Here is a 24,379-nt window from a genome sequence, read left to right on the forward strand (position 1 = left end):
ACGAACGCTGCGGTTCGTTCTTCGCCTCCCGGAGGGAGCCGTGAAGCGATGCTAGGGGCTCAACCTTTCGCTAACCTTTCAATTCACTTTCATTCTCGCGGCGGCTTCACAGGCGCCGCTTCCTCTGTAAACTCCGCGCCACTGAACGCGACGCGACCGGGAGAAACCCATGCGAGTGCTGCTCGTCGAAGACCATCTGCAGTTGGCCGAAAGCGTGGCCCAGGCCTTGAAAAGCACTGGCCTGACCGTCGATGTGCTGCACGACGGGGTGGCCGCCGACCTGGCCCTGGCCAGCGAGGATTACGCGGTGGCGGTGCTGGATGTGGGCCTGCCGCGGATGGACGGTTTCGAGGTGCTGGCCCGCCTGCGCGCCCGGGGCAAGACCGTGCCGGTGCTGATGCTGACCGCGCGCAGCGACGTCAAGGACCGGGTCCACGGGCTCAATCTGGGCGCCGACGATTACCTGGCCAAGCCCTTCGAGCTGACCGAGCTGGAAGCGCGGGTCAAGGCCTTGCTGCGCCGCAGCGTGCTCGGCGGCGAACGTCAGCAGCGCTGCGGGCCGCTGGTGTACGACCTGGATAACCGGCGCTTCAGCCTGGGTGACGAGCCCTTGACCCTGACCTCCCGCGAACAGGCGGTGCTCGAGGCCCTGATCGCCCGTCCCGGCCGGGTGATGAGCAAGGAGCAACTGGCTTCGCAGGTCTTCGGCCTGGACGAGGAAGCCAGCCCCGACGCCATCGAGATCTATATCCACCGTCTGCGCAAGAAGCTCGACGGTCACGCGGTGGCCATCGTCACCTTCCGCGGCCTCGGTTACTTGCTCGAGCACCGCGATGCGTAGCACCGACAGCCTGCGCGGACGGCTGCTGCGCAACCTGGCGCTGCTGCTGGTGGTGCTGATGATCGCCAGTGGCCTGAGTGCCTACTGGAATGGTCGCGAAGCCGCCGACACCGCCTACGACCGCACCCTGCTGGCCTCGGCGCGGACCATCGCCGCCGGGCTGTCGCAGCGCGACGGCACCCTCAGCGCCGATGTGCCCTACGTGGCCCTGGACACCTTCGCCTATGACAGCGCCGGGCGTATCTACTACCAGGTCAACGACATCCAGCAGAAGCTGATTTCAGGCTACGAAAACATTCCCGGCCCGCCACCCGGCACGCCACGTACCGATGACTACCCGGCCCTGGCGCGCTTCTACAATGCCCGTTACCTCGGCCAGGACGTGCGGGTGGTGAGCCTGCTCAAGGCGGTGAGCGAGCCGAACATGAACGGCATGGCCGAGATCCGCGTCGCCGAAACCGAAGAGGCGCGGGTGCGCATGGCCCGCGGTCTGATGGCCGATACCCTGTTGCGCCTGGGCATGCTGGCCCTGGGCGCGCTGCTGCTGGTGTGGTTCGCGGTGAGTGCTGCGCTGCGCCCGCTGGAGCGCTTGCGCAGTGCGGTGGAAGAACGCCAGCCGGACGACCTGCGCCCGTTGCCGTCGGTGGAAGTGCAACAGGAACTGGGGCCGCTGGTGCGTGCGCTCGATCACTTCACCGAGCGTTTGCGCGGGCAGTTCGAGCGCCAGGCGCAGTTCATCGCCGATGCCGCCCATGAACTGCGGACACCGTTGGCGGCGCTCAAGGCGCGGGTCGAACTGGGGCTGCGGGCCAAGGAACCGCAGGTCTGGCACGAAACCCTGGAGGCCACGGCGCAGAGCACCGACAAGCTGACCCACCTGGCCAACCAATTGCTGTCCATGGCCCGGGTCGAGAACGGTGCCCGGGCGATCGCCGAAGGGGGGGCGCACTTGCTCGATCTCAGCCAGCTGGCCCGTGAACTGGGCATGGCCATGGCGCCGCTGGCCCATGCCCGGGGCATCGCCCTGGCCCTGGAGGCCGAGGCTCCGGTATGGGTGAAAGGTGAGCCGACCCTGCTCAACGAGTTGCTGAGCAACCTGGTAGACAATGCGCTGGCCCATACGCCCAAGGGCGGCAATGTGATCCTGCGGGTCACGGCGCCATGCGACCTGGAGGTAGAGGATGACGGGCCGGGGATTCCACTTGAAGAGCGAGAGAAGGTTTTCGAGCGCTTCTATCGGCGTGGCGCGCAGGGGACTGGCCTGGGGCTGGCGATCGTCGGCGAGATCTGTCGGGCGCACCTGGCAGGGATCAGCCTGCATGATGGGGAGAAGGGCGGGCTTAAGGTCCGGGTGAGTTTCAATCCGGTTCAATAAGAGCGACACCGGCCCCTGTGGGAGCCGCGTTCTACCTGAACATCAGCCGTGCATCGAGCAGGTCATCCTCGGAAAACAACCCGGTCGCCGGTACCGCCAGGTGCCGATAGGCCGGCAACGCCGAAACCGCGCGCTCCCGTCCGGTCTTGTCGCACAACGCCCGTGCGATCTGCACGATATCCACGTAATCCACCTTTGCCGAATGCCGCTCCAGGTTCTGCACTTCCCCCGGCAGATTCGCCAGTTGTTCGGGAAATTCCCATACACTGAGGATCTTGTCCCCCAGCACCGGATGAATCTGTTCGATCACATGGTTCAGGCACACCGGGTCCGAAAGCAGCTCGTTGTGCTCTTCGGCATAGGTCAGGATCGGCAGCACGCCGATCTGGTGCACCAGCCCGGCCAGGGCCGCCTGGTCTGCCTTGAGCTCGGTGTAGCGTGCCGCCAGTTCATAGCTCACGCCCGCCACTTCCAGGCTTTTAGCCCAGATTTCGCGCATCTTCTGTTCCACCGTCTCCGATCGGGCATGGAAGATCTGTTCGATCACCAGGCCGATCGCCAGGTTGCAGCTGTAGTTGACGCCGAGGCGGGTGATGGCGGTCTGCAGGTCGGTGACCTCGGTGATCGCCCGCAGCAACGGACTGTTGACCACCTTGATCAGGCGCGCGGCCAGGGCGGCGTCGCGGCCGATCACTTTGCTCAGGGTCGCGACACTGATTTCGGTGTCTTCCGCAGCCTCGCGGATGCTCATGGCAACTTCGGGCAAGGTCGGCAGGACCAGGTCGTCGTTATCGATGGCGCGCAGCAATTGCGTTTGCACCATCTTGGCCAGGGTGTTCATGGTGTCTTTCTCCCGCGTTCAGGGATGGCCCCGCCGGCATGCGGCGGGGCGGGGCGGGCTCAGCGCTGGATCTCGCGGTCGCGGTCCAGTTCGTAAGGCAAGGTCAGCAGTTCCAGGCGCGGGCCTTCGAGGCTGCCCAGGTGCAGGTTGCCGTCTTCCACGGAGTCGGCGCTCAGTACGGCGAGCAGTTCGCCACGGGCGGCGATCACCACTTCGCCCACCGACGAAGCATGGGTCGGCGAGAAGATCTCGCTGCCCGGCGCCGGCGTCTCGCCTTCGGCCAGGGCCAGGCGGTACAGGCGGCGCTTGAGCTTGCCCAGGTACTGCATGCGCGCGACGATTTCCTGCCCGGTGTAGCAGCCTTTCTTGAAGCTCACGCCACCGACGGCCTGCAGGTTGATCATTTGCGGGATGAACAGTTCGCGGGTCTGCTCCATGACCTGGCCGATGCCGGCGCGGATCTGGCCGAGCAGCCAGTCGTCCAGCCCGGCCTCGGGCAGATGGGCGGCCAGTTGCGCGCGGACTGCGTCGGCCTGGTCAGCCGGAGCCCAGAGTTCGACCCGGCCGGGAGATACGTTGACCGCGATCAGGCCGTCATGGCGTACGGTGGCACCGGCTTCGGCAGGTACATCGAGGCCCAGCGCTGCGAGGGCGGCGTCACCCCCGGTGAGGCCGAAGCGGACCCAGGCGTCGCTTTCATCGGTGAGCTTCGCCTTGGAAAACACCGCGTATTTTTTCAGGTCTGCCAGTTGCGGTTCGAGCAACTCGCGGGTCATTGCCAGAAGGAAACCGTCGCCTTGCGGCAGGATGCGGAAGCTCGACTGCATCCGGCCCTTCTGCATGCAGCGCGAGCCAAGGCTGGAGGTCTGTTCGTCGAGATAACCGATATGGCAGGTCAGTTGACCTTGCAGGAACTTGCCGGCGTCGGAACCGCGTACGGCGAGGACGCCTTCATGGGACAGGGTGCAGAAAAAAGCGGAATCGGCCATGGTTCATCGCAGGTAATTCAGGACTGGCGGCCATCATAGAGTGCGATTGGCAAAATAGGTAGCAGCCTCACGGCCCACTCGACCAACGCCGTGTGCCCATCGCCGGTTCGGTCTGTATACTGGCGGCCTTTTCGAGGAGGGCCCCATGGTCGAACAAACTGAACTCAATCGCCTGTTCTGGCACAGCCGCCGCGGCATGCTGGAGCTGGACGTACTGCTGGTACCTTTCACCCAGGAGGTCTACCCGACCCTGAACGAGACGGACCGCGAGCTGTACGTGCGTCTGCTGAGCTGCGAGGATCAGGACATGTTCGGCTGGTTCATGGAGCGCACCGAGTCGGAAGATCCGGAGCTGCAGCGCATGGTTCGGATCATCCTGGATCGTGTCCAGCCCAAGTGACCGCTTCGAGTGTCGCTGGCGGGGCTCGAAAACCCTGCTGGCGCTCTATCTCGCCTGCCTGGCGCTGGCCATGGTTGCCCTGGGCCTGCTGGCGATTCCCCTGTTTTTCATCGTTCCTGGCCTGGCGCTATGCCTGGGTCACGCCTGCTGGGTCATTCCGCGGCATATTCTCCTGACTCATCCCCACGCGATCACCGGCCTGCGCCGCGATGCCAGCGGCTGGCAGTTGTGGAGCGAGGCCCGTGGCTGGCACGCCGTGCAGATGCGCCCCGACAGCGTGGCGCTGCCGGGGTTGGTCATCCTGAGGTTTCGTCGTGCCGGGCAGTGGTTTGCACGCAGCCAGTGCATCGGCCATGACGCGCTGGAGCCGGTGCAGCACCGGCGCCTGCGGCTGCGCTTGAAGTTCAGTCGGAAAAGGTGGGCGGCTGCAGGATAGTGTCCTGCACCTCGGGCAATAGCTCCGGATAGTCCAGGGTGTAGTGCAGCCCGCGGGACTCCTTGCGCTGCATGGCCGAAAGGATCATCAGTTCGGCGACCTGGGCCAGGTTGCGCAACTCGATCAGGTCGCGGCTGACCTTGTAGTTGCTGTAGAACTCGTCGATTTCGTCCAGCAGCAGGCGTACCCGGTGCTGGGCGCGCTGCAGGCGTTTGCTGGTGCGCACGATGCCCACGTAGTCCCACATGAAGCGCCGCAGTTCGTCCCAGTTGTGCGCGATGATCACGTCCTCGTCCGAGTCGGTCACCTGGCTGGCGTCCCAGCAGGGCAGGGACCTTGGTGTTTCAACTTGGTCCAGTTGGGCGACGATGTCGGCGGCGGCCGAGCGGCCGTAGACGAAACATTCCAGCAGCGAGTTGCTGGCCATGCGGTTGGCGCCGTGCAGGCCGGTGAAGCTGGTTTCGCCGATGGCGTAGAGGCCGGGCACGTCGGTGCGGCCGTCCTGGTCGATCATCACTCCACCACAGGTGTAGTGGGCAGCGGGAACAACCGGGATCGGCTGGCGGGTGATGTCGATGCCGAACGTCAGGCAGCGTTCGTACACGGTGGGAAAATGGCTTTTGATGAAGTCTGCCGGCTTGTGGCTGATATCCAGGTATACGCAATCGGCGCCGATGCGCTTCATTTCATGGTCGATGGCGCGTGCCACGATGTCCCGCGGGGCCAGCTCGGCGCGCGGATCGAAGCGTTCCATGAAGCGCTCGCCATTGGGCAGCCTGAGCAGGCCGCCTTCGCCGCGCAGGGCCTCGGTAATGAGGAAGCTCTTGGCCTGCGGATGGTACAGGCAGGTCGGGTGGAACTGGTTGAATTCCAGGTTGGCCACCCGGCACCCGGCGCGCCAGGCCATGGCGATGCCGTCGCCGCAGGCGCCGTCCGGGTTGCTGGTATAGAGATAGACCTTGGCCGCGCCACCGGTCGCCAATACGGTGAAACGTGCGCCGTAGGTGTCCACTTCACCGCTGCCGCGGTTAAGCACATAGGCGCCGAGGCAGCGCTCGCCGTCCAGGCCAAGGCGGCGTTCGGTGATCAGGTCCACGGCTACCCGCTGTTCGAGCAGTTCGATATTCGGACGCTGGCGGGCCTGTTCGAGCAGGGTCGTGAAGATCGCCGCGCCGGTGGCGTCGGCGGCATGGATGATGCGCCGATGGCTATGGCCGCCCTCGCGGGTCAGGTGGAACTCGAAACCACCGTCATCTACGCTGGCATGCTCATCGCGGGTAAAGGGTACGCCCTGGTCGATCAGCCACTCGATGGCCTCGCGGCTGTGCTCGACGGTGAAGCGCACGGCGTCTTCATGGCACAGGCCGGCGCCGGCGTTGAGGGTGTCCTCGACGTGGGATTGCACGGTGTCGGTGTCATCGAGCACCGCGGCCACGCCGCCCTGGGCCCAGAAGGTCGAGCCGTTGGCCAGGTCGCCCTTGCTCAGGACGGCGATGCGCAGGTGCGCCGGCAGGTTCAGCGCGAGGCTCAGGCCCGCGGCACCGCTGCCGATCACGAGGACGTCATGTTGGAATTGTTGGCTCATGTCTTGGGATTTCCGCGCGGAGCGACCACGTAGGACACTGGAATAAGGGCAGTGGTATCGGCACAATGGTCAAGCGTTTATGGCATTGTGAAACTATCGTGAATCTCGGTGGGCTGCCTTTATAGCAGCCTCGACGCCCGGATTTCCATGTCATGACGCCGTTCTGCCTGTCGCATGTGGGAACTTTCTCGGAATCGCGAATATCCATAGAGGGTTGCCCATGAGTCAGCAGCCGTGATGACGGGAGGCAACAGCCGGTTTCAGCCGTTGCTCATGTATAGAAGACTGATTTATCGACGCAGCCGGCCACGACCGCGCTGCGTTTTCGTGCGAGCCAACCAAGGGCCGCAGGAAACTTGTCTGGAGGGGGAGAACTTTTGCACAAAGCCCGAGTCTATGGTTGCAAGCCTGAGCGATGGCCGAAGCGACACTCCTCCAGGTTCACCGAGGAGTGTTCATGCTAACCCAGGAAGAGGATCAGCAGCTGGTCGAGCGCGTACAGCGCGGCGACAGGCGAGCTTTCGATCTGTTGGTGCTGAAGTATCAGCACAAGATTCTCGGGTTGATCGTGCGATTCGTGCACGACACCCATGAGGCCCAGGATGTGGCGCAGGAAGCGTTCATCAAGGCCTACCGTGCTCTTGGCAATTTCCGGGGTGACAGTGCTTTCTACACCTGGCTTTACCGGATTGCGATCAACACGGCGAAAAACTATCTGGTGTCCCGCGGTCGGCGGCCACCGGACAGCGATGTCAGTTCAGAGGATGCAGAGTTTTACGATGGCGATCATGGCCTCAAGGACCTCGAATCCCCCGAACGCTCGCTGTTGCGCGATGAGATCGAAGGCACCGTCCATCGGACCATCCAGCAACTGCCGGAAGATTTGCGTACTGCGTTAACTTTACGTGAATTCGATGGTCTGAGTTACGAGGACATTGCCAGCGTCATGCAATGTCCGGTGGGTACCGTGCGCTCTCGAATTTTCCGCGCTCGGGAGGCCATAGACAAAGCCCTGCAGCCGTTGTTGCAGGAAACCTGAGACAGCGGCGACAGCCAAGAGAGGAACCGCCATGAGTCGTGAAGCTTTGCAGGAATCGCTGTCCGCGGTGATGGATAACGAAGCGGACGAACTGGAGTTGCGTCGGGTACTGAGTGCCTCGGACGACCCCGAAACCCGTGCCACCTGGTCGCGTTACCAGGTAGCCCGTGCAGCGATGCACAAGGAACTGCTGATGCCGAAACTGGACATCGCTTCGGCAGTCTCCGCAGCCCTGGCTGACGAAGCCGTTCCGGCCAAGGTCGCTCGCGGCCCATGGCGCAGCGTTGGCCGCCTGGCCGTCGCTGCCTCGGTTACCCTGGCCGTGCTGGCCGGTGTTCGCCTGTACAATCAGGATGACATCGCCGGTGCGCAACTGGCGGCCCAGCAGCCTGCCCAGCAAGGCCTGGCCGCTCCGCAAGTGCAAGGGCCGGCGGTCCTGGCGGGCTACAGCGAAAGTTCCGAGCAGGCTCCAGGCCCGATGGCCAACGGCGTTCTGCAGGGTCAAAGCGGCTGGCAAGACCAGCGTCTGCCTGGCTACCTGCGCCAGCACGCCCAGGAAGCTGCCGTGAAGGGTACTGAAAGCGCGTTGCCTTACGCCCGTGCGGCCAGCCTGGAAAACCGCTGAGAGCTGAAACACCCGTAAGGAGGATCATGCGCGCGCTACCTCTCATACCGCTCCTGTTCAGCGGCTGTCTGACCCTGCCGGCCCATGCTGCCAACTCGTCGACCGAAGCCGCTGACTGGCTGAACCGACTGGCCCGGGCCGATCAGGAGCAGAGCTATCAGGGCACTTTCGTTTACGAACGCAACGGCAGTTTTTCCACCCACGACATCTGGCATCGCGTCCAGAACGGCAAGGTCAGCGAGCGGCTGCTGCAGCTCGACGGCCCGGCCCAGGAAGTGGTGCGCGTGGACGGCCAGACCCAGTGCGTGAGCGGAGGCCTGGTGGCAGGCGTGGGCAACGCGACACAGTCCGTGGCGCGAGTGCTCGATCCCCTGAAACTGATGAACTGGTACGACCTGAGCGTTGCGGGGCAATCCCGGGTAGCCGGGCGCGACGTGGTGATCGTTACCCTGCGTCCGCGTGACCAGCACCGCTATGCCTTCGAGCTGCACCTGGACAAGCAGACCGCGCTGCCGCTCAAATCCTTGTTGATCAATGACAAGGAGCAGTTGCTCGAACGTTTCCAGTTCACCCGCCTGGATACCCGCGACATCCCCGACGATGCCGAGCTCAAGCCCAGCGCCAATTGCCGTGCGGTAGCCCAGGCTGCCGACAAGCCCCACGAGGCAGTTGCCGGCTGGCGCTCGGAGTGGTTGCCGCCCGGCTTCGAACTGGTCAACAGCAGCGTACGCAAGGATGCCGACGGCAAGCACAGCGTCAGCAGTCTAATGTATGACGATGGCCTGGCCCGCTTCTCGGTATTCCTCGAGGCGCTGGACGGTGGTGGCGGCTTCGATACGCGCACCCAGCTGGGCCCGACCGTTGCGGTCTCGCGACAGCTCACCACGCCCAAGGGCGAGGTGATGGTGACGGTGGTCGGGGAGATCCCCATCGGTACCGCCGAGCACGTGGCCTTGTCGATGCGCCCGCAGGACGCCCAGGCAAGTCAGTAACGATGTTGGAGTTGCATCCATACATGGACGAGAAAGGATGAAAGGCATGTCCCAGAGCCGCTGACATGATTGGTAAGCCTTCAAGTTTGCAAATCCATCCAGATTTTTCTATAGGTCAGGCCCTTGCGGGTCTGGCCTTTCCTGCTGTTGCAGCCTCAAGAAATGCCGATGTTCCAGGCCTGGTCGTAGCCCTCGGGTTGCAACCGGGCCTTTTTCATGGGCAGGACCCTACTGCTTAACCACGCTCGTTGTGACGGGAGCCGTATGTCGATACCACGCTTGAAATCCTACCTATCGCTATTTGCCGCCGTGCTGATGCTCGGCCAGATGGCCACTGCGCAAGCCGAAGCCCTGCCGGACTTCACCACCCTGGTCGAGCAGGCCTCGCCGGCGGTTGTGAACATCAGTACCAAGCAGAAGCTGCCGGACCGCAAGTACGCCACCGGACAGATGCCGGACCTGGAAGGCCTGCCGCCGATGTTCCGCGAGTTCTTCGAGCGCAGCATCCCGCAGCAGCCGCGCCAGCCCCGTGGCGACCGCCAGCGTGAAGCGCAATCGCTGGGCTCGGGCTTCATCATTTCCGATGATGGCTACGTGCTGACCAACAACCACGTGATCGCCGACGCCGACGAAATCATCGTTCGCCTGTCCGACCGCAGCGAACTGCAGGCCAAGCTGGTCGGCACCGACCCGCGTACCGACGTGGCGCTGCTGAAGGTCGACGGCAAGAACCTGCCGACGGTGAAACTGGGCGACTCGTCGAAGCTGAAGGTCGGCGAATGGGTACTGGCCATCGGCTCGCCATTCGGTTTCGACCACTCGGTGACCAAGGGTATCGTCAGTGCCAAGGGCCGCACCTTGCCGAACGATACCTATGTGCCGTTCATCCAGACCGACGTGGCGATCAACCCGGGCAACTCCGGTGGCCCGCTGTTCAACATGAATGGCGAAGTGGTCGGTATCAACTCGCAGATCTTCACCCGCTCCGGTGGCTTCATGGGTCTGTCGTTCGCCATTCCGATCGACGTGGCACTGGACGTCTCCAACCAGTTGAAGAAGGATGGCAAGGTCAGCCGCGGCTGGCTCGGCGTGGTGATCCAGGAAGTCAACAAGGACCTGGCCGAATCCTTCGGCCTGGACAAGCCGGCCGGCGCGCTGGTGGCCCAGGTCCTGGAAGACGGCCCGGCGGCCAAGGGCGGCCTGCAGGTGGGTGACGTGATCCTCAGCCTCAACGGCCAGCCGATCGTAATGTCCGCCGACCTGCCGCATCTCGTGGGCGGTCTGAAGGATGGTGCCAAGGCCCGTCTGGATATCATCCGCAACGGCAAGCGCCAGAACCTCGATGTGACCATCGGCGCCCTGCCTGACGAAGACGCGGAAGTCACCACCACCCCGGGCGGCGCCGTCGAGCGCAGCAGCAACCGCCTGGGTGTGAGCGTGTCGGACCTGACCGCCGAGCAGAAGAAAACCCTCGAACTGCAAGGCGGTGTGGTCATCAAGGATGTCCAGGACGGCCCCGCAGCCATGATCGGCCTGCGCCCGGGCGATGTGATCAGCCACCTGAACAACCAGGCGATCACCTCGGCCAAGCAGTTCACGGAGATCGCCAAGGAACTGCCGAAGAACCGTTCGGTGTCCATGCGCGTCCTGCGCCAGGGGCGTGCCAGCTTCATTACCTTCAAGCTGGCTGAATAACAGCCACAAGCGGTAAGGCATAAGCTGCAAGAGAGAGGCGCCTCTTTCTTGCAGCTTTTTGCTTTCTGATAATACAGCGCGGACCCTGTGGGAGCGGGTTCACCCGCGATTGCGTCGGTGAATCCACCACCGTAATCGCGGGTGAACCCGCTCCCACAGGGGCCGCGGCGCCCGGCGAACGGAATCTCCCACAACCCATCGGCATCAGGTACAATTCCCGGCTATTTTTCGGCGGGCGTCCGGCCCGCGGCCTTTTTGAGTGTTGATCCGTGAGTGATTTGAGTCATATCCGCAATTTCTCCATCATCGCCCACATTGACCACGGCAAGTCGACCCTGGCTGACCGGTTCATCCAGATGTGCGGCGGCCTGAGCGACCGTGAGATGGAGGCGCAGGTTCTCGATTCCATGGACCTCGAGCGCGAACGCGGAATCACCATCAAGGCCCACAGCGTCACCCTGCACTACAAGGCAGGCGACGGCAAAACCTACCAGCTGAACTTCATCGATACCCCCGGCCACGTCGACTTCACCTATGAAGTCAGCCGTTCGCTGGCTGCCTGCGAGGGCGCCTTGCTGGTGGTCGATGCCGGGCAGGGCGTCGAGGCGCAGTCCGTCGCCAACTGCTATACCGCCATCGAGCAGGGCCTGGAAGTCATGCCGGTGCTGAACAAGATGGACCTGCCCCAGGCCGATCCGGACCGGGTCAAGGAAGAAATCGAGAAGATCATCGGCATCGACGCCACCGACGCCGTGGCCTGTTCGGCCAAGAGCGGCATGGGCGTCAACGACGTGCTCGAGCGCCTGGTACAGACCATTCCGGCGCCGGAAGGCGAGATCGACGCGCCATTGCAGGCGCTGATCATCGACTCCTGGTTCGACAACTACCTGGGTGTCGTGTCCCTGGTCCGCGTGCGCCACGGCCGCGTGAAGAAGGGCGACAAGATCCTGGTCAAGTCCACCGGCAAGGTGCACCTGGTCGACAGCGTCGGCGTCTTCACCCCGAAACACACGGTTACCGCCGACCTCAAGGCCGGTGAAGTGGGCTTCATCATCGCCAGCATCAAGGAAATCCTCGGTGCGCCGGTGGGCGACACCCTGACCCTGTCCTCGACGCCCGAAGTCGAAGTGCTGCCAGGTTTCAAACAGATCCAGCCGCAGGTATATGCCGGCCTGTTCCCGGTGAGTTCCGACGATTTCGAAGATTTTCGCGATGCGTTGCAGAAACTGACCCTGAACGACTCTTCGCTGCAGTACACCCCTGAAAGCTCCGACGCCCTGGGCTTCGGCTTCCGTTGCGGCTTCCTCGGCATGCTGCACATGGAGATCATCCAGGAGCGCCTGGAGCGCGAATACGACCTGGACCTGATCACCACCGCGCCGAGCGTGATCTTCGAGGTCAAGCTCAAGACCGGCGAAACCATCTATGTCGACAACCCGTCGAAACTGCCGGACATCTCCTCGGTCGAAGACTTCCGCGAGCCGATCGTCGCAGCGACCATCCTCGTGCCCCAGGAGCACCTGGGCAACGTCATTACCCTGTGCATCGAGAAGCGTGGCGTCCAGCGCGACATGCAGTTCCTCGGCTCGCAGGTGCAGGTGCGCTACGACCTGCCGATGAACGAGGTGGTACTGGACTTCTTCGACCGTCTCAAGTCCACCAGTCGCGGCTATGCTTCGCTGGATTACCATTTCGACCGTTATCAGTCGGCCAACCTGGTCAAGCTCGATGTACTGATCAACGGCGACAAGGTCGATGCCCTGGCATTGATCGTGCACCGCGACAACGCGCACTACAAAGGTCGCGCGTTGACCGAGAAGATGAAGGAACTGATCCCGCGGCAGATGTTCGACGTAGCGATCCAGGCAGCCATCGGCGGCCAGATCGTTGCCCGGACCACGGTCAAGGCGCTCAGAAAGAACGTACTGGCCAAATGTTACGGTGGCGACGTGAGCCGTAAGCGCAAGCTGCTGGAGAAACAGAAGGCTGGTAAGAAACGCATGAAACAGGTGGGCAACGTGGAGATTCCACAAGAAGCCTTCCTCGCCGTGCTCCGGTTGGATAGCTAGGTCCTATGTCACTAAATTTCCCGCTGTTGCTGGTCATCGCAGTCTTTGTCTGTGGGCTGTTGGCGCTGATCGATCTGCTGTTCCTGGCCCCGCGTCGGCGGGCCGCCATCGCCACCTACCAGGGCAGCGTCAGCCAGCCCGAGGTGTCGGTGCTCGAGCAGTTGAACAAGGAGCCGTTGCTGGTCGAGTACGGCAAGTCGTTCTTCCCGGTGCTGTTCATCGTGCTGGTGCTGCGCTCGTTCCTGGTCGAGCCGTTCCAGATCCCTTCGGGATCGATGAAGCCGACCCTGGAAGTGGGCGATTTCATCCTGGTCAACAAGTTCTCCTATGGCATCCGCCTGCCGGTGATCGACAAGAAAGTCATCGAGGTCGGTGACCCGCAGCGCGGCGATGTGATGGTGTTCCGCTACCCGAGCGACCCGAACGTCAACTACATCAAGCGTGTGGTCGGCTTGCCGGGCGACGTGGTGCGCTATACCAGCGACAAGCGCCTGTACGTCAACGGCCAGCAGGTTGCCGAGCAACTGGTCGGTGCCGAGCCGGGTACCCTGGGCAGCGCCGAGCTGTACAAGGAAAAGCTCGGCGAGGCCGAGCACCTGATCCGCAAGGAAATGAGTCGCTACCGCATGCCGCCGGACCAGCAATGGACGGTACCTGCCGGCCACTACTTCATGATGGGCGACAACCGCGACAACTCCAACGACAGCCGCTACTGGGACGACCCGTCGATTCCCAAGGAGCTGCTGGGAATGGTTCCGGACCAGAACATCGTCGGCAAGGCCTTTGCCGTCTGGATGAGCTGGCCAGAGCCGAAACTCAGCCACTTCCCGAGCCTGTCCCGGGTCGGGCTGATCAAGTAGCACCTTCACGGCGCTGTCCCAGGACGGCGCCGAATGCTTTTCTGGCATAGGCTGTAACGAGGGACCGGACGCGGTTCCCAGCCATCCGGGCGAGCAGCAATGAATCCAAAACGTTTTTCAGGATCCGCATTTGAACAAGGCTTTGATCTCGACGGCCGCTGGCCGGACTGAACCGAGCGGCATCGGCGCCCCGTCGTCGCCGCTGAACCGCCACGAACTTCGCGTGGGGTCACTGTGAGCCCTTCCCTGAGTCGCCTGGAGCGCAAGCTCGGCTACAGCTTCAAGAACCAGGAGCTGATGCTGCTGGCCCTGACCCACCGCAGCTACGCCGGCCGCAACAACGAGCGCCTGGAGTTCCTCGGTGACGCCATCCTCAACTTCGTTGCCGGCGAAGCCCTCTTCGAACGCTTCCCCCAGGCCCGCGAAGGCCAGTTGTCGCGCCTGCGCGCCCGCCTGGTCAAGGGCGAGACCCTGGCCCTGCTGGCCCGCGGTTTCGAGCTGGGTGATTACCTGCGCCTGGGTTCGGGCGAGCTGAAAAGCGGTGGTTTCCGTCGCGAGTCGATCCTTGCCGATGCCCTCGAAGCCCTGATCGGCGCGATCTACCTCGACGCCGACATGCAGACCGCCCGCGAGCGCGTGCTGTCGTGGCTGGCCGGTGAATTCGAAAGCCTGACCCTGGTGGACACCAACAAGGACCCGAAAACCCGCCTGCAGGAATTCCTGCAGTCCCGGGCCTGCGAACTGCCCCGCTATGAAGTGGTGGATATCCAGGGCGAGCCGCATTGCCGGACCTTCTTCGTCGAGTGCGAAGTGACCCTGTTGACCGAAAAAAGCCGGGGGCAGGGTGTCAGCCGGCGTATCGCCGAGCAGGTCGCTGCCGCTTCGGCATTGATCGCCCTGGGCGTGGAGAATGGCAATGACTGAACAGAACACCACCCGTTGCGGCTACGTCGCCATCGTCGGCCGTCCCAACGTGGGCAAGTCGACGCTACTCAATCACATCCTCGGGCAGAAGCTGGCGATCACCTCGCGCAAGCCGCAGACCACCCGACACAACATGCTGGGGATCAAGACCGAGGGTGATGTCCAGGCGATCTACGTCGATACCCCCGGCATGCACAAGAGCAATGAAAAAGCGCTCAACCGCTACATGAACAAGACGGCCTCGGCGGCGTTGAAGGACGTCGACGTGGTGATCTTCGTCGTCGACCGCACCCGCTGGACCGACGAGGACCAGCTTGTTCTCGAACGCGTGCAGTACGTGCAGGGCCCGGTGATCCTGGCGATCAACAAGACCGACCGCATCGAAGAGAAAGCCGACCTGATCCCGCACCTGCAATGGCTGCAGGAGCAACTGCCGAATGCCGAGATCGTGCCGATCTCCGCCCAGCAGGGGCACAACCTGGAGGCCCTGGAGGCGTTGATCGCCAAGCACTTGCCGGAGAACGAGCACTTCTTCCCGGAAGACCAGATCACCGACCGCAGCAGCCGTTTCCTTGCCGCCGAGCTGGTGCGCGAGAAGATCATGCGCCAGCTCGGTGCCGAGCTGCCGTACCAGATCACCGTGGAAATCGAGGAATTCAAGCAGCAGGGGCATGTCCTGCACATCCACGCGCTGATCCTGGTCGAGCGTGACGGGCAGAAGAAAATCATCATTGGCGACAAGGGCGAGCGCATCAAGCGCATCGGCTCCGAAGCGCGCAAGGATATGGAAGTGCTGTTCGACGCCAAGGTCATGCTCAACCTCTGGGTCAAGGTCAAGGGTGGCTGGTCCGACGACGAGCGCGCCCTGCGCTCCCTGGGCTACGGCGACCTGTAATCCGCCTGGCCCGATGCCGTCCGGTGTCGGGCCGACTCTCCTGCGAACGCCATCATGGAACAGCCAGAGGCCCTGCCGGCCTACGTTCTGCATAACCGTGCCTACCGCGAAACCAGTGCCCTGGTGGATTTCCTTACGCCGCAGGGGCGTTTCCGTGCGGTCATGCGCCGCGCCCGGGGCAAGGGCGGCAGCCTGGCACGGCCGTTCGTGCCGCTGGAGCTTGAACTGCGCGGGCGCGGCGAGCTGAAGAATGTCGGTCGTCTCGACAGCGTCGGCGTCGCTGCCTGGCTGCACGGTGATGCGCTGTTCAGCGGGCTATATCTGAATGAGCTGCTGATTCGCCTGCTGCCGGCCGAGGATCCCCATCCAGCGCTATTCGTCCACTACGCCGCGACCTTGCAGGCACTGGCCGAGGGGCGCGCGCTGGAGCCCTTGCTGCGCAGTTTCGAATGGCGCCTGCTGGACGAACTCGGCTATGCCTTCGCCCTGGACCAGGACATCAACGGTGATGCCCTCGAGCCCGACGGCTGGTACCGCCTGCAGACCGATGCCGGGCTGGAGCGGGTCTGGTTGCTCCAGCCCGGCCTGTTCAGCGGCCGTGATCTGGCGGCCATGGCGCAGGCCGACTGGGAAGCCCCCGGTGTCCTGGCCGCGGCCAAGCGCCTGATGCGCCAGGCGCTGGCGGTCCACCTGGGCGGTCGTCCGCTGGTCAGCCGCGAACTGTTTCGCAAGCGCTGAGCACGACGTATGCTGTCGGGCTCAATCTTCAGGAGAGTTTCTTCGTGACCCACAGCAACCGCATCCTTCTCGGTGTCAACATCGACCATGTGGCGACCCTGCGCCAGGCCCGTGGTACCCGCTACCCGGACCCGGTCAAGGCTGCGCTGGACGCCGAGGAGGCCGGTGCCGACGGGATTACCGTGCACTTGCGCGAGGATCGCCGGCACATCCAGGACCGTGACGTACTGGTGCTCAAGGATGTGCTGCAGACCCGGATGAACTTCGAGATGGGTGTCACCGAGGAAATGATGGCCTTCGCCGAGCGCATTCGTCCGGCGCATATCTGCCTGGTACCCGAGACCCGCCAGGAACTGACCACCGAGGGCGGGCTGGATGTCGCCGGCCAGGAAGCGCGGATCAAGGCGGCGGTGGAGCGCCTGTCGAAGCTGGGCTCTGAAGTGTCCCTGTTCATCGATGCCGACGAGCGGCAGATCGAGGCTTCCCGTCGCGTCGGAGCCCCTGCCATCGAGCTGCATACCGGGCGTTATGCCGATGCCCACAGCCCGGCGCAAGAGGCTGACGAGCTGAAGCGGATTGCCGATGGCGTGGCCTTTGGCCTGGGCCAGGGCCTGATCGTCAATGCCGGGCATGGCCTGCATTACCACAATGTCGAGGCGGTGGCGGCGATCAAGGGTATCAACGAGCTGAACATCGGCCATGCGCTGGTGGCCCATGCCCTCTTTGTTGGCTTCAAGGGCGCCGTGGCGGAAATGAAGGCTTTGATCCTGGCTGCCAGCCGCGGTTGATCTTTCGGGCCTCATCGCGGGTGAACCCGCTCCCACAGGTTACGCGTACTCTGTGGGAGCGGGTTCACCCGCGATGAGGCCTGACATTCAGTCGGGAAACACCAGGCTGAACCGTGTCGGCCCATCCACCGCACTCGCCACCTCGACCCGTCCCCCATGCACCTGCATGATCGACCTGACGATCGCCAGCCCCAGCCCGGTCCCTCCGTCCAGCCGCGAACGACCGCAGCCTGCCCGGTAAAACCGCTCGAACAGATGCGGTACGTGCTCCGCCGCAATGCCCGGTCCGTGATTCTCGACCCAGCAGCTCAGCCCGGCTTCCTGCGGCTCTATCCCGATCCGCACCGCTTGTCCCTCGGCGCCATGCCGGATGGCATTGCTCAGCAGGTTCGACAACGCCCGCTGGATCATCAGCCGATCCCCACGCACCGTACCCCAGCCGCGTACTTTCAGTTCTATCCCTTTGCTTTCCGCACTCAGCTCGAACAACTCCACCACCCGCCGGACTTCCTCCCCCAGCGCCACGGGGTTCAACGGCACCCTGGTGGAGGGCTGCTCCACCTGGGCGAGAAACAGCATGTCGGTGATGATCCGGGTCAGCCGGGTCAGTTCCTCGATGCTGTCTTCCAGCGCCAGCTTGTAGTCCTCTGGCGGGCGCTCGCGGCTAAGCGTCACCTGGGCCTTGCCCAGCAGGTTGCTGATCGGCGTACGCAGTTCATGGGCGAGATCGTCGGAGAATTGCGCAAGTTGACCCACGCCGTTCTCCAGCCGGTCGAGCATGACGTTGATGCTCTGCGCCAGGGTCTGCAATTCCAGCGGCAGACTGTCTTGCGGGAGGCGATGGTTCAGCTCCTGGGCCGAGACCTGTTCGGCGACTCGCCGGAAACGCCGCAGCGGCGCGAGCCCGCCCTGCACCAGGCGCCAGGCGCAGACCCCGATCAGCAACAGCAGCAAGGGCAAGGCGAGCAGGGTGGAGCGCAGGTAGGCATGGAGCAGGCCGAGGTCTTCGCTGCGATTGACCGTCAACAGTACCTGCACCGCCGTGCCGTCGCGCAAACGCATATCGCGTCCGGCGGTAAGCAGCGGGTTGTCCGCACTGTCGACCCATTCCCTGAAACCCAGGCGCGGGCCGGCCACGAAGGGTTCGGCGGGCGCTTCAAGGGCCGGGCCAAGGCTCAGGCGTGCCGGATGCCGGGCGCTCTGCTCGACCACGCTGAGGCTGAGATTGTCGTGCCCCATGACCACGTCAAGCAGCGGATGAGCGCCGGCACCCAGATCAGTGATCTTGAGATCGGCGTTCAGGCTGTGCTCGATCTGCTCCATCTTGCGTTGCAGATGGTCGCGGGCGCGTTGGTCCAGTTCACGGTCCAGGGCGAAGACCGCCAGGGCCGCCAGCAGCAGGACCAGCGCCGCGCCCATCAGGATCACGCTCAGGCCCAGGCGCAACGACAGGCGCGCCGGCTTCATTCGCGGGCTTCCAGCACGTAGCCGACGCCACGCAGGGTGTGGATCAGCTTGCCTTCGAACGGATCGTCGATCTTCGCCCTCAGGCGGCGGATCGAAACCTCTACCACGTTGGTGTCGCAGTCGAAATTCATGTCCCAGACCAGCGAGATGATCTGGGTCCGCGACAGCACCTCGCCGCTCTGGCGCATCAGCAGATGCAGGAGGGAAAACTCCTTGGCGGTCAGGTCGATGCGCTGGCCGCCGCGCCAGGCACGATGACGGCCGGGATCGAGTTCCAGGTCGGCGACTTTCAGGGTGGCCGGTTGCAATGGCTGTTCGCTGCGGCGCAGCAGGCTGCGTACCCGGGCCAGCAGCTCGGGGAATTCGAAGGGCTTGAGCAGATAGTCGTCGGCGCCCAGGTCGAGGCCCTTTACCCGGTCGGCCAGGCGGCCGTGGGCCGTGAGCATCATGATCCGCGTCGCCGACTGCGCGCGCAGGCGTTGCAGCACGGTCCAGCCGTCCAGCTCCGGCAGGTTGACGTCGAGGATCACCAGGTCGTATGGCTGTTGCCGGGCCAGGTGCAGGCCGTCGGTGCCGGTCCGCGCGCAGTCCACCACGTAGCCGTTTTCGCTCAGGCCTTGTTGCAGGTAATCGGCGGTGCGGACTTCGTCCTCGATGATCAATAGGCGCATGGCAGGCTCTGGCATGGGAAAGGCGGCGAGTCTCGGGCCTGAAGTAGCTTCAGGGTCAAGCGAGGGGAGAGGTATGGTATGACAGGGTGTTGCAGAGGTGGGGAAGGTTACGGATTTGTAATCTTGCAGCCATTTGCGGGTTAGGTGTTCTCTCGGGCCTCATCGCCGGCAACGCCGGCTCCCACAGGGTTTTGTGTGCACCACATGACCTGTGGGAGCCGGCGTTGCCGGCGATTGGCCCTCAAGAGCAACCTATTTGCGAGCTACGAGCACCGCCCGCCGAGGCGCTGGCAGCCCTTCGATGGTCCGGCCGTGATCCTGCGGATCAAGGAAGTCACTCAGCGATTGATACTTCATCCACTCGGTACTGCGCTGCTCTTGCACGCTGGTGGTGCTCACATCCACACAGCGCACATCGCTGAAGCCGGCCCGTCGCAACCAGCGTTCCAGCGCCGGCACCGACGGCAGGAACCAGACGTTGCGCATCTGCGCGTAACGGTCCTCGGGCACCAGCACCTGGTGCTCGTCACCTTCGATCACCAGGGTTTCCAGGACCAGCTCGCCGCCCTTGACCAGGCAATCCTTCAGCGCCAGCAGATGCTCGATCGGCGAGCGCCGGTGATAGAACACGCCCATCGAAAACACCGTGTCGAAGCCTTCCAGCGCCGCGGGCAGGTCTTCCAGGGCGAAGGGCAGGTGCCAGGCCGGCAGGTCCGGCAGGTAGCGCTGCACCGCCTGGAACTGGCAGAAGAACAGCCAGTTGGGGTCGACGCCGATCACGCTGTCGGCACCGGCGCCGAGCATGCGCCACTGGTAGTAGCCGTTGCCGCAGCCGACATCCAGCACCCGCTTGCCACGCAGGTCCAGGTGCGGGGCGACCCGCGCCCACTTCCAGTCCGAACGCCATTCGGTATCCACATGCACGCCGAACAGGTCGAACGGTCCCTTGCGCCATGGCGAAAGGCCCATCAAGGCGGCGCGAGCCTGCTCGCGGGTGGCCTCGTCGCAGGCGAAGTCCAGGCGCAGGCCGTTGACCAGATCGACCTCGCTCGGCATCAGCGTTGGCAGCCGGTCCAGCGCGCTTTGCCAGCGTTCCAGGTCGCCATGGCCTTTTTCCAGCTTGGCATCGAGTTGCGCTTGCAGGCCTTGCGACCAGTGCGCCAGGGGCGTACCCGCCAGGCGGCGGACCAGGGGAGAAAGATCGATCATGGCAGGGCAATCAGGGAGGCGAAGTTCAGGCACTGGAACCACGGCACCACCTTGGAGAAACCGGCGGCCTCAAGGCGCGCGCGGTGTTCTTCGAGGCTGTCGGGTTTCATCACGTTTTCGATGGCACTGCGTTTCTGGGCGATTTCCAGTTCGCTGTAGCCGTTGGCGCGCTTGAAGGCGATATGCAGGTCGGTGAGCAAGGCATGTTCGTCGGCGTCTTCGAAGCGTAGTTTTTCCGAAAGGATCAGGGCGCCACCCGGCACCAGGGCCTGGCGGATCTTGCCGAGCAAGGCCAGGCGCGCCGCCGGCTCGATGAACTGCAGGGTGAAGTTCATCGCCACCACCGAGGCCGGTTGCAGTTCCAGCGCGGTGATATCGGCTTCGAGCACCTGCACGGGGAGCAGTTCCTGGTACATGGCGTCCTGGGCCTTCAGGTACTCGGCGCAGCGTTCGACCATGGCCGCGGAATTGTCCACCGCCAGCACCCGACAGCCGTCGCTGCGTACATGCCGGCGCAGGGCCTGGGTCACCGCGCCGAGGGAACTGCCGAGGTCGTAGAGCAGGGTATCCGGCCGGGCGAACTGCGCGGCGAGCACGCCGATGTTCTCGACGATGGTCGGGTAGCCGGGCACCGAGCGCTTGATCATGTCAGGGAACACCCGCACCACATCTTCGTTGAAGGTGAAGTCGGGCACCTGATCCAGCGCGGCGGCGAATAGACGGTCGGGTTCTTGGCTCACGGTCTGTACACGGGATGGTCGAAAACGGGGCGACATTCTAGCCAAGTGGGAAAGCCGTGCCTATGCGTTGCCGGACGGATGCCCGGCTTCGTCGCGGTTTGCCGGAGCTTTCCCGCCTTGTGTGGCGAAGTCCGGCGATTCCGCGCCGGTCTTGCGGCGCCTAGGGTGATCTCCTGCCTTTGCGGCCAAAGGGCAGCTATTTTTGCCAAGGACAAGACCATGAACACCAAAGAAAATGATTCGTTGCAGGCGCTGGATACCCAGCAGCGTGCCGAATTCGTGCCCCAGCAGTATTTCGACGTCATTTCCAGGCGCGCCGACAACAACCGCATGCAGCCGGCGCTGATCTTCACGGACGACAACCTGAGAAGCATCAAGCGCTACGTTCACTACGTACTGCGCCTGCCCAAGAGCATCGAAGAGATCAACGGTGCCCACGACCTGTCGCTGCTCGGTATCGATGCCGCCCAGGTTCACCGGCTCTTTACCAACCTGCGTATCCATGTCGGGGCCTGGGATGTACTGGAGCGGGAAACCAAGAGCCTCGGCACCCGCCTTGAGATATTCGCCCAGTCCTTCATCACCGATGGCGGCGCGTTGATCACGACGCTCCAGCAGACCGAGGCTTTTCGCACGCTCAGGGCCCGCCTGCGTGACGTGGTCGACGAAGTCTCGCTTGCCCGTACGGGCTTCAGCCCGCTCGGGGAAGAAGATCGCAAGCAGGTAGCCAGCATTCGCAGCCACTTGGAGTTCATCGCCAAGGACATCAGCGATGTACGCGGGAGCATCACGGCGATCAAGACGCGTGCCCAGTGGTTCGCCGATGTGGTAGTCCATCAGCTGCGTCCGGAAACCGATGCACTGAACCGCCAGATCAAGGATATAAGCCCGGAAAAACTCATCGATGACCTGCGCCAGCAGATCGCCCCGCTCGACAAGCAAATCGAGGACATGGATGTCTCCTACCAGAAACTGGTTGGGCTGGCCTTCACCGGGCTGCTGTTCGGGCCCATTGGCGTAGCGATAACCGGCGGCATCTACGGTGCCCAGGCCGAGGCCGTGCGCGCGGCCAACAACCTCCTGCGCCGCAAGCGCGAGGCACTGGTGCAGCAGATCCAGGCGATAAGCCCCATGGTCGCGGTGTTCGAAACCACCACCCTGCAGATCGCCGACCTGAAGTTCCGCCTGACCGAAGTGCAGACCGCCGCGAAGAACCTCGAGGATGTCTGGAGCATGCTGGGCGTCTATGTCGAGCAGTCCGGCGAGGAGTTGGCGCTCATCGACAACGATATCGAGCTGGCGACCTTCATGCTGCGCTTCGAACGGGTCCTGCGTCCTTGGCACAGCATCCGTGAAATCTCTTCGCAACTGTCGAAGATCTTCAATGAAACCGTGGACGAAATCACTCAGGAAGGAACCTTCAAATGAACCAGCCCAACCCGCAGGCGTTGCCGGACATCAGCCGGATGAACGATCTGAAGGAAGATTTCCTCAAGCAGTTTTACAGCACCACCGGCGCCCTGCTGCCGGCGTTGCGCGAGCAGTTGGCCAGCCTGTCCGAGCGCCTGCTGGACACTGATCGCCTGCTTTCCGAGCGCGTGCTCAGCGCCCTGGTGCTGGTGGGCAATCACAAATGGGCCGACCTGGCATTCGTTCTTGCCCAGAGCCCTGGCCAGGGGCAGGTGCTGGAGCAGGACGCCCTGCGCGACAGGCAGCGTCTGGAAGCCAAGGGCCAGGAAATCGCCGATGCCCTGGCGCGCCTGGGCAAGGCGCGGCTTCCTGCGGTGCAGGAGCGCGCCGATTCGCTGGCCGGGCAACGGGATGCCTTGAGCGCGAACATCGCCAACCAGGAAGCGCGCATCGAGGGCTTCGATGCCCAGATCGATGCCATGAGCGAAGTGATCGACGCGTTCGAGGTGCCTGATCTGCAGAGGGTCTTCAAGGGCATGATCCCGAGCGAAGCGGAAATTGCCCTGCTACAGAAAATGCTGCTCAAGGGTGTCGACCCGGACAGCCTGATGGCGGCTGCACGGATCTTCGTGGACAAGGTCGCCGGGCTGCTGGAAGGGCGCAAGCTGAGCGAGGTGATCAAGTTGCGCACGAGGAAGGTCATCGAACGCGGTGTATTGCTCGATGAAGTCTGTGACTGGAAGGCACGGCGTGCAGCACTGGAGCGCGAGTTGGCGGAGTTGCCCGGCATAGCCGCCCTCGGCGGGGTACGGGACCAGTGGCTGGAACACGCAGCGACGCTGGCTCGCGGCTGGACAGAACGGGTCGAGGCGGTGGGCGCGCAGACCGGGCTGGAGGCCATGGCTGACGCCCTGTGCGCGATGGAGGCCTGGTTGCTGGCCGTGCGGCGTCGCTACGAGGAGCTCTAGCGCACCCTGACGACACAGTCCAGGCGCTGTGCAGGCGTTTCTTGCGGAGCCCAGGGTTGCTGGTAGACCAGGAGCAGACGGCCCTGCCCGGCGGCCTTGGCCCGGAAGCGCCAGGTGGACTGGCCATCGCTGCCGACCATGCCGTCGTTGTCGTTGCTGCGATAGACCTCGGGGCCCAGGGCGCCGAGGACGCTGCCAGCGGCATCCTGAACCTGCCAACGGTAACCGGTGCTGGGATTGCTCGGCAGGGTAAGGGTCAGCGCCTGGCCGATATCCAGGTCGATCGGGCATTGGCTCTGCTTTTCCACCACCACAGGCTCGGTGCGGGTAGTGTCGTGGGAGCAGGCGGCGAGAAGAGCGAGGCCCGACAGCAGGGCGGTACGGCGGATCGTCATGCAGCACTCCGGAACGCGGGTGGGCTTTGGGTATCGGTCTCGGAGCTTAAACCGGATGGGTTGTCGGGTTCTACCTGTTGATTTTGAGGGCCTCATCGCTGCATGGGTATCTACACATCTTTTCCGAAGACAGTGTTGATCCCAGGTCACTTGTCGAGAGACCGCATGATCGCCACCAGGCGCATGCCGATAGATCTTCAGCGCTCTCCAGACCGAGCGCCGCCCGCGCGGCGCATCGCCGGCAACGCCGGCTCCCACATTTGTTGCAACGTACCTATGCCTGACAGGCCATAGTGATCGCCTTGTTTGTACGACGCGATACCGTGTCGAACCCAACAGCTTCCCCGCAGTAGATCGCCGAACATCCAAAGGCTGGCAACGGAGACCTCACAGGCCATGGCGCGTTGCAACAAAATGGACTGCAAAA

At 63.6% G+C, this 24,379-nt stretch carries 25 protein-coding genes; 16 read left to right on the forward strand and 9 right to left on the reverse strand.

The window, feature by feature from the left end:
- Nucleotides 1-169 precede the first annotated feature (169 nt).
- Nucleotides 170-841 carry a response regulator gene (locus tag ACKLLE_RS22710; RefSeq protein WP_064303404.1) on the forward strand — a complete coding sequence of 224 codons (672 nt, stop codon included), beginning with the start codon at nt 170-172 and terminating at the stop codon, nt 839-841.
- Nucleotides 834-2,216 (forward strand): sensor histidine kinase, encoded by a 1,383-nt coding sequence (locus ACKLLE_RS22715; RefSeq protein ID WP_009399878.1) that lies wholly within the window; start codon nt 834-836, stop codon nt 2,214-2,216. Before ACKLLE_RS22710 ends, ACKLLE_RS22715 begins: the two co-directional genes overlap by 8 nt.
- A gap of 31 nt (nt 2,217-2,247) precedes the next feature.
- Here the strand turns inward: ACKLLE_RS22715 and ACKLLE_RS22720 are convergent, their stop codons facing one another.
- Nucleotides 2,248-3,057 (reverse strand): HDOD domain-containing protein, encoded by an 810-nt coding sequence (locus ACKLLE_RS22720; RefSeq protein WP_420059122.1) that lies wholly within the window; start codon nt 3,055-3,057, stop codon nt 2,248-2,250.
- 59 nt (nt 3,058-3,116) lie between these two features.
- Entirely contained in the window at nt 3,117-4,046 is a 930-nt protein-coding gene (gene ygfZ / locus ACKLLE_RS22725) for a CAF17-like 4Fe-4S cluster assembly/insertion protein YgfZ (protein WP_009399875.1), read from the reverse strand.
- 145 nt (nt 4,047-4,191) lie between these two features.
- On the opposite strand from ygfZ, the gene ACKLLE_RS22730 reads away from it, so the two are divergent.
- Together ACKLLE_RS22730 and ACKLLE_RS22735 are read left to right on the forward strand one after the other, a co-directional pair.
- Nucleotides 4,192-4,446: an FAD assembly factor SdhE gene (locus tag ACKLLE_RS22730; protein WP_003252043.1), complete on the forward strand. Its 255-nt coding sequence runs from the start codon at nt 4,192-4,194 to the stop codon at nt 4,444-4,446.
- Entirely contained in the window at nt 4,430-4,882 is a 453-nt protein-coding gene (locus ACKLLE_RS22735; RefSeq protein WP_420059123.1) for a protein YgfX, read from the forward strand. The genes ACKLLE_RS22730 and ACKLLE_RS22735 overlap by 17 nt, the downstream gene beginning before the upstream one ends.
- Here the strand turns inward: ACKLLE_RS22735 and nadB are convergent.
- Nucleotides 4,851-6,467, reverse strand: coding sequence for an L-aspartate oxidase (gene nadB, locus ACKLLE_RS22740; RefSeq protein ID WP_009399867.1), 1,617 nt, complete (start codon nt 6,465-6,467; stop codon nt 4,851-4,853). The genes ACKLLE_RS22735 and nadB overlap by 32 nt on opposite strands.
- A gap of 457 nt (nt 6,468-6,924) precedes the next feature.
- Here nadB and rpoE point away from each other — a divergent pair, with 457 nt between their 5' ends.
- The 10 genes from rpoE (at nt 6,925) to pdxJ (ending at nt 17,092) form a co-directional block, all read left to right on the forward strand.
- Nucleotides 6,925-7,506: an RNA polymerase sigma factor RpoE/AlgU gene (rpoE, locus tag ACKLLE_RS22745; RefSeq protein WP_003252049.1), complete on the forward strand. Its 582-nt coding sequence runs from the start codon at nt 6,925-6,927 to the stop codon at nt 7,504-7,506.
- A 31-nt stretch (nt 7,507-7,537) separates the two neighbouring features.
- The gene (locus ACKLLE_RS22750; protein ID WP_064303394.1) at nt 7,538-8,131 is read left to right on the forward strand and encodes a sigma-E factor negative regulatory protein; all 594 of its coding nucleotides are present in this window, start codon (nt 7,538-7,540) and stop codon (nt 8,129-8,131) included.
- A 26-nt stretch (nt 8,132-8,157) separates the two neighbouring features.
- Nucleotides 8,158-9,123, forward strand: coding sequence for a MucB/RseB C-terminal domain-containing protein (locus tag ACKLLE_RS22755; RefSeq protein ID WP_064303393.1), 966 nt, complete (start codon nt 8,158-8,160; stop codon nt 9,121-9,123).
- Between the two features lie 315 nt (nt 9,124-9,438).
- The gene (locus tag ACKLLE_RS22760; protein WP_420059134.1) at nt 9,439-10,818 is read left to right on the forward strand and encodes a DegQ family serine endoprotease; all 1,380 of its coding nucleotides are present in this window, start codon (nt 9,439-9,441) and stop codon (nt 10,816-10,818) included.
- 269 nt (nt 10,819-11,087) lie between these two features.
- A complete protein-coding gene (gene lepA, locus ACKLLE_RS22765) occupies nt 11,088-12,887 on the forward strand; it encodes a translation elongation factor 4 (RefSeq protein ID WP_037060434.1) in 1,800 nt (599 codons plus the stop codon).
- A gap of 5 nt (nt 12,888-12,892) precedes the next feature.
- Nucleotides 12,893-13,747, forward strand: coding sequence for a signal peptidase I (gene lepB / locus ACKLLE_RS22770; protein WP_009399851.1), 855 nt, complete (start codon nt 12,893-12,895; stop codon nt 13,745-13,747).
- 234 nt (nt 13,748-13,981) lie between these two features.
- Nucleotides 13,982-14,671 carry a ribonuclease III gene (rnc, locus tag ACKLLE_RS22775; RefSeq protein WP_009399849.1) on the forward strand — a complete coding sequence of 230 codons (690 nt, stop codon included), beginning with the start codon at nt 13,982-13,984 and terminating at the stop codon, nt 14,669-14,671.
- Entirely contained in the window at nt 14,664-15,566 is a 903-nt protein-coding gene (gene era / locus ACKLLE_RS22780) for a GTPase Era (RefSeq protein ID WP_009399847.1), read from the forward strand. The genes rnc and era overlap by 8 nt, the downstream gene beginning before the upstream one ends.
- Before the next feature lie 54 nt (nt 15,567-15,620).
- Nucleotides 15,621-16,304, forward strand: coding sequence for a DNA repair protein RecO (recO, locus tag ACKLLE_RS22785; protein WP_420059124.1), 684 nt, complete (start codon nt 15,621-15,623; stop codon nt 16,302-16,304).
- A 44-nt stretch (nt 16,305-16,348) separates the two neighbouring features.
- Entirely contained in the window at nt 16,349-17,092 is a 744-nt protein-coding gene (gene pdxJ / locus ACKLLE_RS22790; protein WP_420059125.1) for a pyridoxine 5'-phosphate synthase, read from the forward strand.
- Between the two features lie 87 nt (nt 17,093-17,179).
- Here pdxJ and ACKLLE_RS22795 read toward each other — a convergent pair whose 3' ends face one another.
- The 4 genes from ACKLLE_RS22795 to cmoA form a co-directional block, all read right to left on the reverse strand.
- A complete protein-coding gene (locus ACKLLE_RS22795) occupies nt 17,180-18,559 on the reverse strand; it encodes a heavy metal sensor histidine kinase (RefSeq protein ID WP_420059126.1) in 1,380 nt (459 codons plus the stop codon).
- Entirely contained in the window at nt 18,556-19,230 is a 675-nt protein-coding gene (locus ACKLLE_RS22800) for a heavy metal response regulator transcription factor (RefSeq protein WP_420059127.1), read from the reverse strand. Before ACKLLE_RS22800 ends, ACKLLE_RS22795 begins: the two co-directional genes overlap by 4 nt.
- A gap of 252 nt (nt 19,231-19,482) precedes the next feature.
- On the reverse strand, nt 19,483-20,439 hold the full coding sequence (gene cmoB / locus ACKLLE_RS22805) for a tRNA 5-methoxyuridine(34)/uridine 5-oxyacetic acid(34) synthase CmoB (RefSeq protein ID WP_420059128.1): 957 nt from the start codon (nt 20,437-20,439) through the stop codon (nt 19,483-19,485).
- Complete coding sequence (cmoA, locus tag ACKLLE_RS22810) at nt 20,436-21,215, reverse strand: carboxy-S-adenosyl-L-methionine synthase CmoA (protein ID WP_420059129.1); 780 nt, start codon at nt 21,213-21,215, stop codon at nt 20,436-20,438. Before cmoA ends, cmoB begins: the two co-directional genes overlap by 4 nt.
- Before the next feature lie 183 nt (nt 21,216-21,398).
- Here cmoA and ACKLLE_RS22815 point away from each other — a divergent pair, with 183 nt between their 5' ends.
- Nucleotides 21,399-22,607, forward strand: a complete 1,209-nt coding sequence (locus tag ACKLLE_RS22815; RefSeq protein ID WP_420059130.1) for an alpha-xenorhabdolysin family binary toxin subunit A — start codon at nt 21,399-21,401, stop codon at nt 22,605-22,607.
- Entirely contained in the window at nt 22,604-23,557 is a 954-nt protein-coding gene (locus tag ACKLLE_RS22820; RefSeq protein ID WP_420059131.1) for an alpha-xenorhabdolysin family binary toxin subunit B, read from the forward strand. The genes ACKLLE_RS22815 and ACKLLE_RS22820 overlap by 4 nt, the downstream gene beginning before the upstream one ends.
- Here the strand turns inward: ACKLLE_RS22820 and ACKLLE_RS22825 are convergent.
- Together ACKLLE_RS22825 and ACKLLE_RS22830 are read right to left on the reverse strand one after the other, a co-directional pair.
- Nucleotides 23,554-23,952 carry a protease inhibitor I42 family protein gene (locus ACKLLE_RS22825; RefSeq protein WP_064305055.1) on the reverse strand — a complete coding sequence of 133 codons (399 nt, stop codon included), beginning with the start codon at nt 23,950-23,952 and terminating at the stop codon, nt 23,554-23,556. The genes ACKLLE_RS22820 and ACKLLE_RS22825 overlap by 4 nt on opposite strands.
- A 197-nt stretch (nt 23,953-24,149) precedes the next feature.
- Nucleotides 24,150-24,379: hypothetical protein (locus ACKLLE_RS22830; protein ID WP_420059132.1), on the reverse strand; the 230-nt coding region annotated here is incomplete at its 5' end.

Source organism: Pseudomonas bharatica (assembly GCF_048586865.1).
Classification (GTDB): domain Bacteria; phylum Pseudomonadota; class Gammaproteobacteria; order Pseudomonadales; family Pseudomonadaceae; genus Aquipseudomonas; species Aquipseudomonas bharatica.

What these genes read in the sequence shown, in the direction of transcription:
- era (WP_009399847.1), top strand. Translation starts at nt 14,664, where the DNA reads ATGACTGAACAGAACACCACCCGTTGCGGCTACGTCGCCATCGTCGGC.
- ACKLLE_RS22750 (WP_064303394.1), top strand. Translation starts at nt 7,538, where the DNA reads ATGAGTCGTGAAGCTTTGCAGGAATCGCTGTCCGCGGTGATGGATAAC.
- rpoE (WP_003252049.1), top strand. Translation starts at nt 6,925, where the DNA reads ATGCTAACCCAGGAAGAGGATCAGCAGCTGGTCGAGCGCGTACAGCGC.
- ACKLLE_RS22720 (WP_420059122.1), bottom strand. Translation starts at nt 3,057, where the DNA reads ATGAACACCCTGGCCAAGATGGTGCAAACGCAATTGCTGCGCGCCATC.
- ACKLLE_RS22815 (WP_420059130.1), top strand. Translation starts at nt 21,399, where the DNA reads ATGAACACCAAAGAAAATGATTCGTTGCAGGCGCTGGATACCCAGCAG.
- cmoA (WP_420059129.1), bottom strand. Translation starts at nt 21,215, where the DNA reads ATGTCGCCCCGTTTTCGACCATCCCGTGTACAGACCGTGAGCCAAGAA.
- ACKLLE_RS22795 (WP_420059126.1), bottom strand. Translation starts at nt 18,559, where the DNA reads ATGAAGCCGGCGCGCCTGTCGTTGCGCCTGGGCCTGAGCGTGATCCTG.
- ACKLLE_RS22760 (WP_420059134.1), top strand. Translation starts at nt 9,439, where the DNA reads ATGCTCGGCCAGATGGCCACTGCGCAAGCCGAAGCCCTGCCGGACTTC.
- ACKLLE_RS22715 (WP_009399878.1), top strand. Translation starts at nt 834, where the DNA reads ATGCGTAGCACCGACAGCCTGCGCGGACGGCTGCTGCGCAACCTGGCG.
- ACKLLE_RS22730 (WP_003252043.1), top strand. Translation starts at nt 4,192, where the DNA reads ATGGTCGAACAAACTGAACTCAATCGCCTGTTCTGGCACAGCCGCCGC.
- ACKLLE_RS22820 (WP_420059131.1), top strand. Translation starts at nt 22,604, where the DNA reads ATGAACCAGCCCAACCCGCAGGCGTTGCCGGACATCAGCCGGATGAAC.
- cmoB (WP_420059128.1), bottom strand. Translation starts at nt 20,439, where the DNA reads ATGATCGATCTTTCTCCCCTGGTCCGCCGCCTGGCGGGTACGCCCCTG.
- ygfZ (WP_009399875.1), bottom strand. Translation starts at nt 4,046, where the DNA reads ATGGCCGATTCCGCTTTTTTCTGCACCCTGTCCCATGAAGGCGTCCTC.
- nadB (WP_009399867.1), bottom strand. Translation starts at nt 6,467, where the DNA reads ATGAGCCAACAATTCCAACATGACGTCCTCGTGATCGGCAGCGGTGCC.
- recO (WP_420059124.1), top strand. Translation starts at nt 15,621, where the DNA reads ATGGAACAGCCAGAGGCCCTGCCGGCCTACGTTCTGCATAACCGTGCC.
- ACKLLE_RS22825 (WP_064305055.1), bottom strand. Translation starts at nt 23,952, where the DNA reads ATGACGATCCGCCGTACCGCCCTGCTGTCGGGCCTCGCTCTTCTCGCC.
- ACKLLE_RS22755 (WP_064303393.1), top strand. Translation starts at nt 8,158, where the DNA reads ATGCGCGCGCTACCTCTCATACCGCTCCTGTTCAGCGGCTGTCTGACC.
- ACKLLE_RS22800 (WP_420059127.1), bottom strand. Translation starts at nt 19,230, where the DNA reads ATGCGCCTATTGATCATCGAGGACGAAGTCCGCACCGCCGATTACCTG.
- lepB (WP_009399851.1), top strand. Translation starts at nt 12,893, where the DNA reads ATGTCACTAAATTTCCCGCTGTTGCTGGTCATCGCAGTCTTTGTCTGT.
- ACKLLE_RS22710 (WP_064303404.1), top strand. Translation starts at nt 170, where the DNA reads ATGCGAGTGCTGCTCGTCGAAGACCATCTGCAGTTGGCCGAAAGCGTG.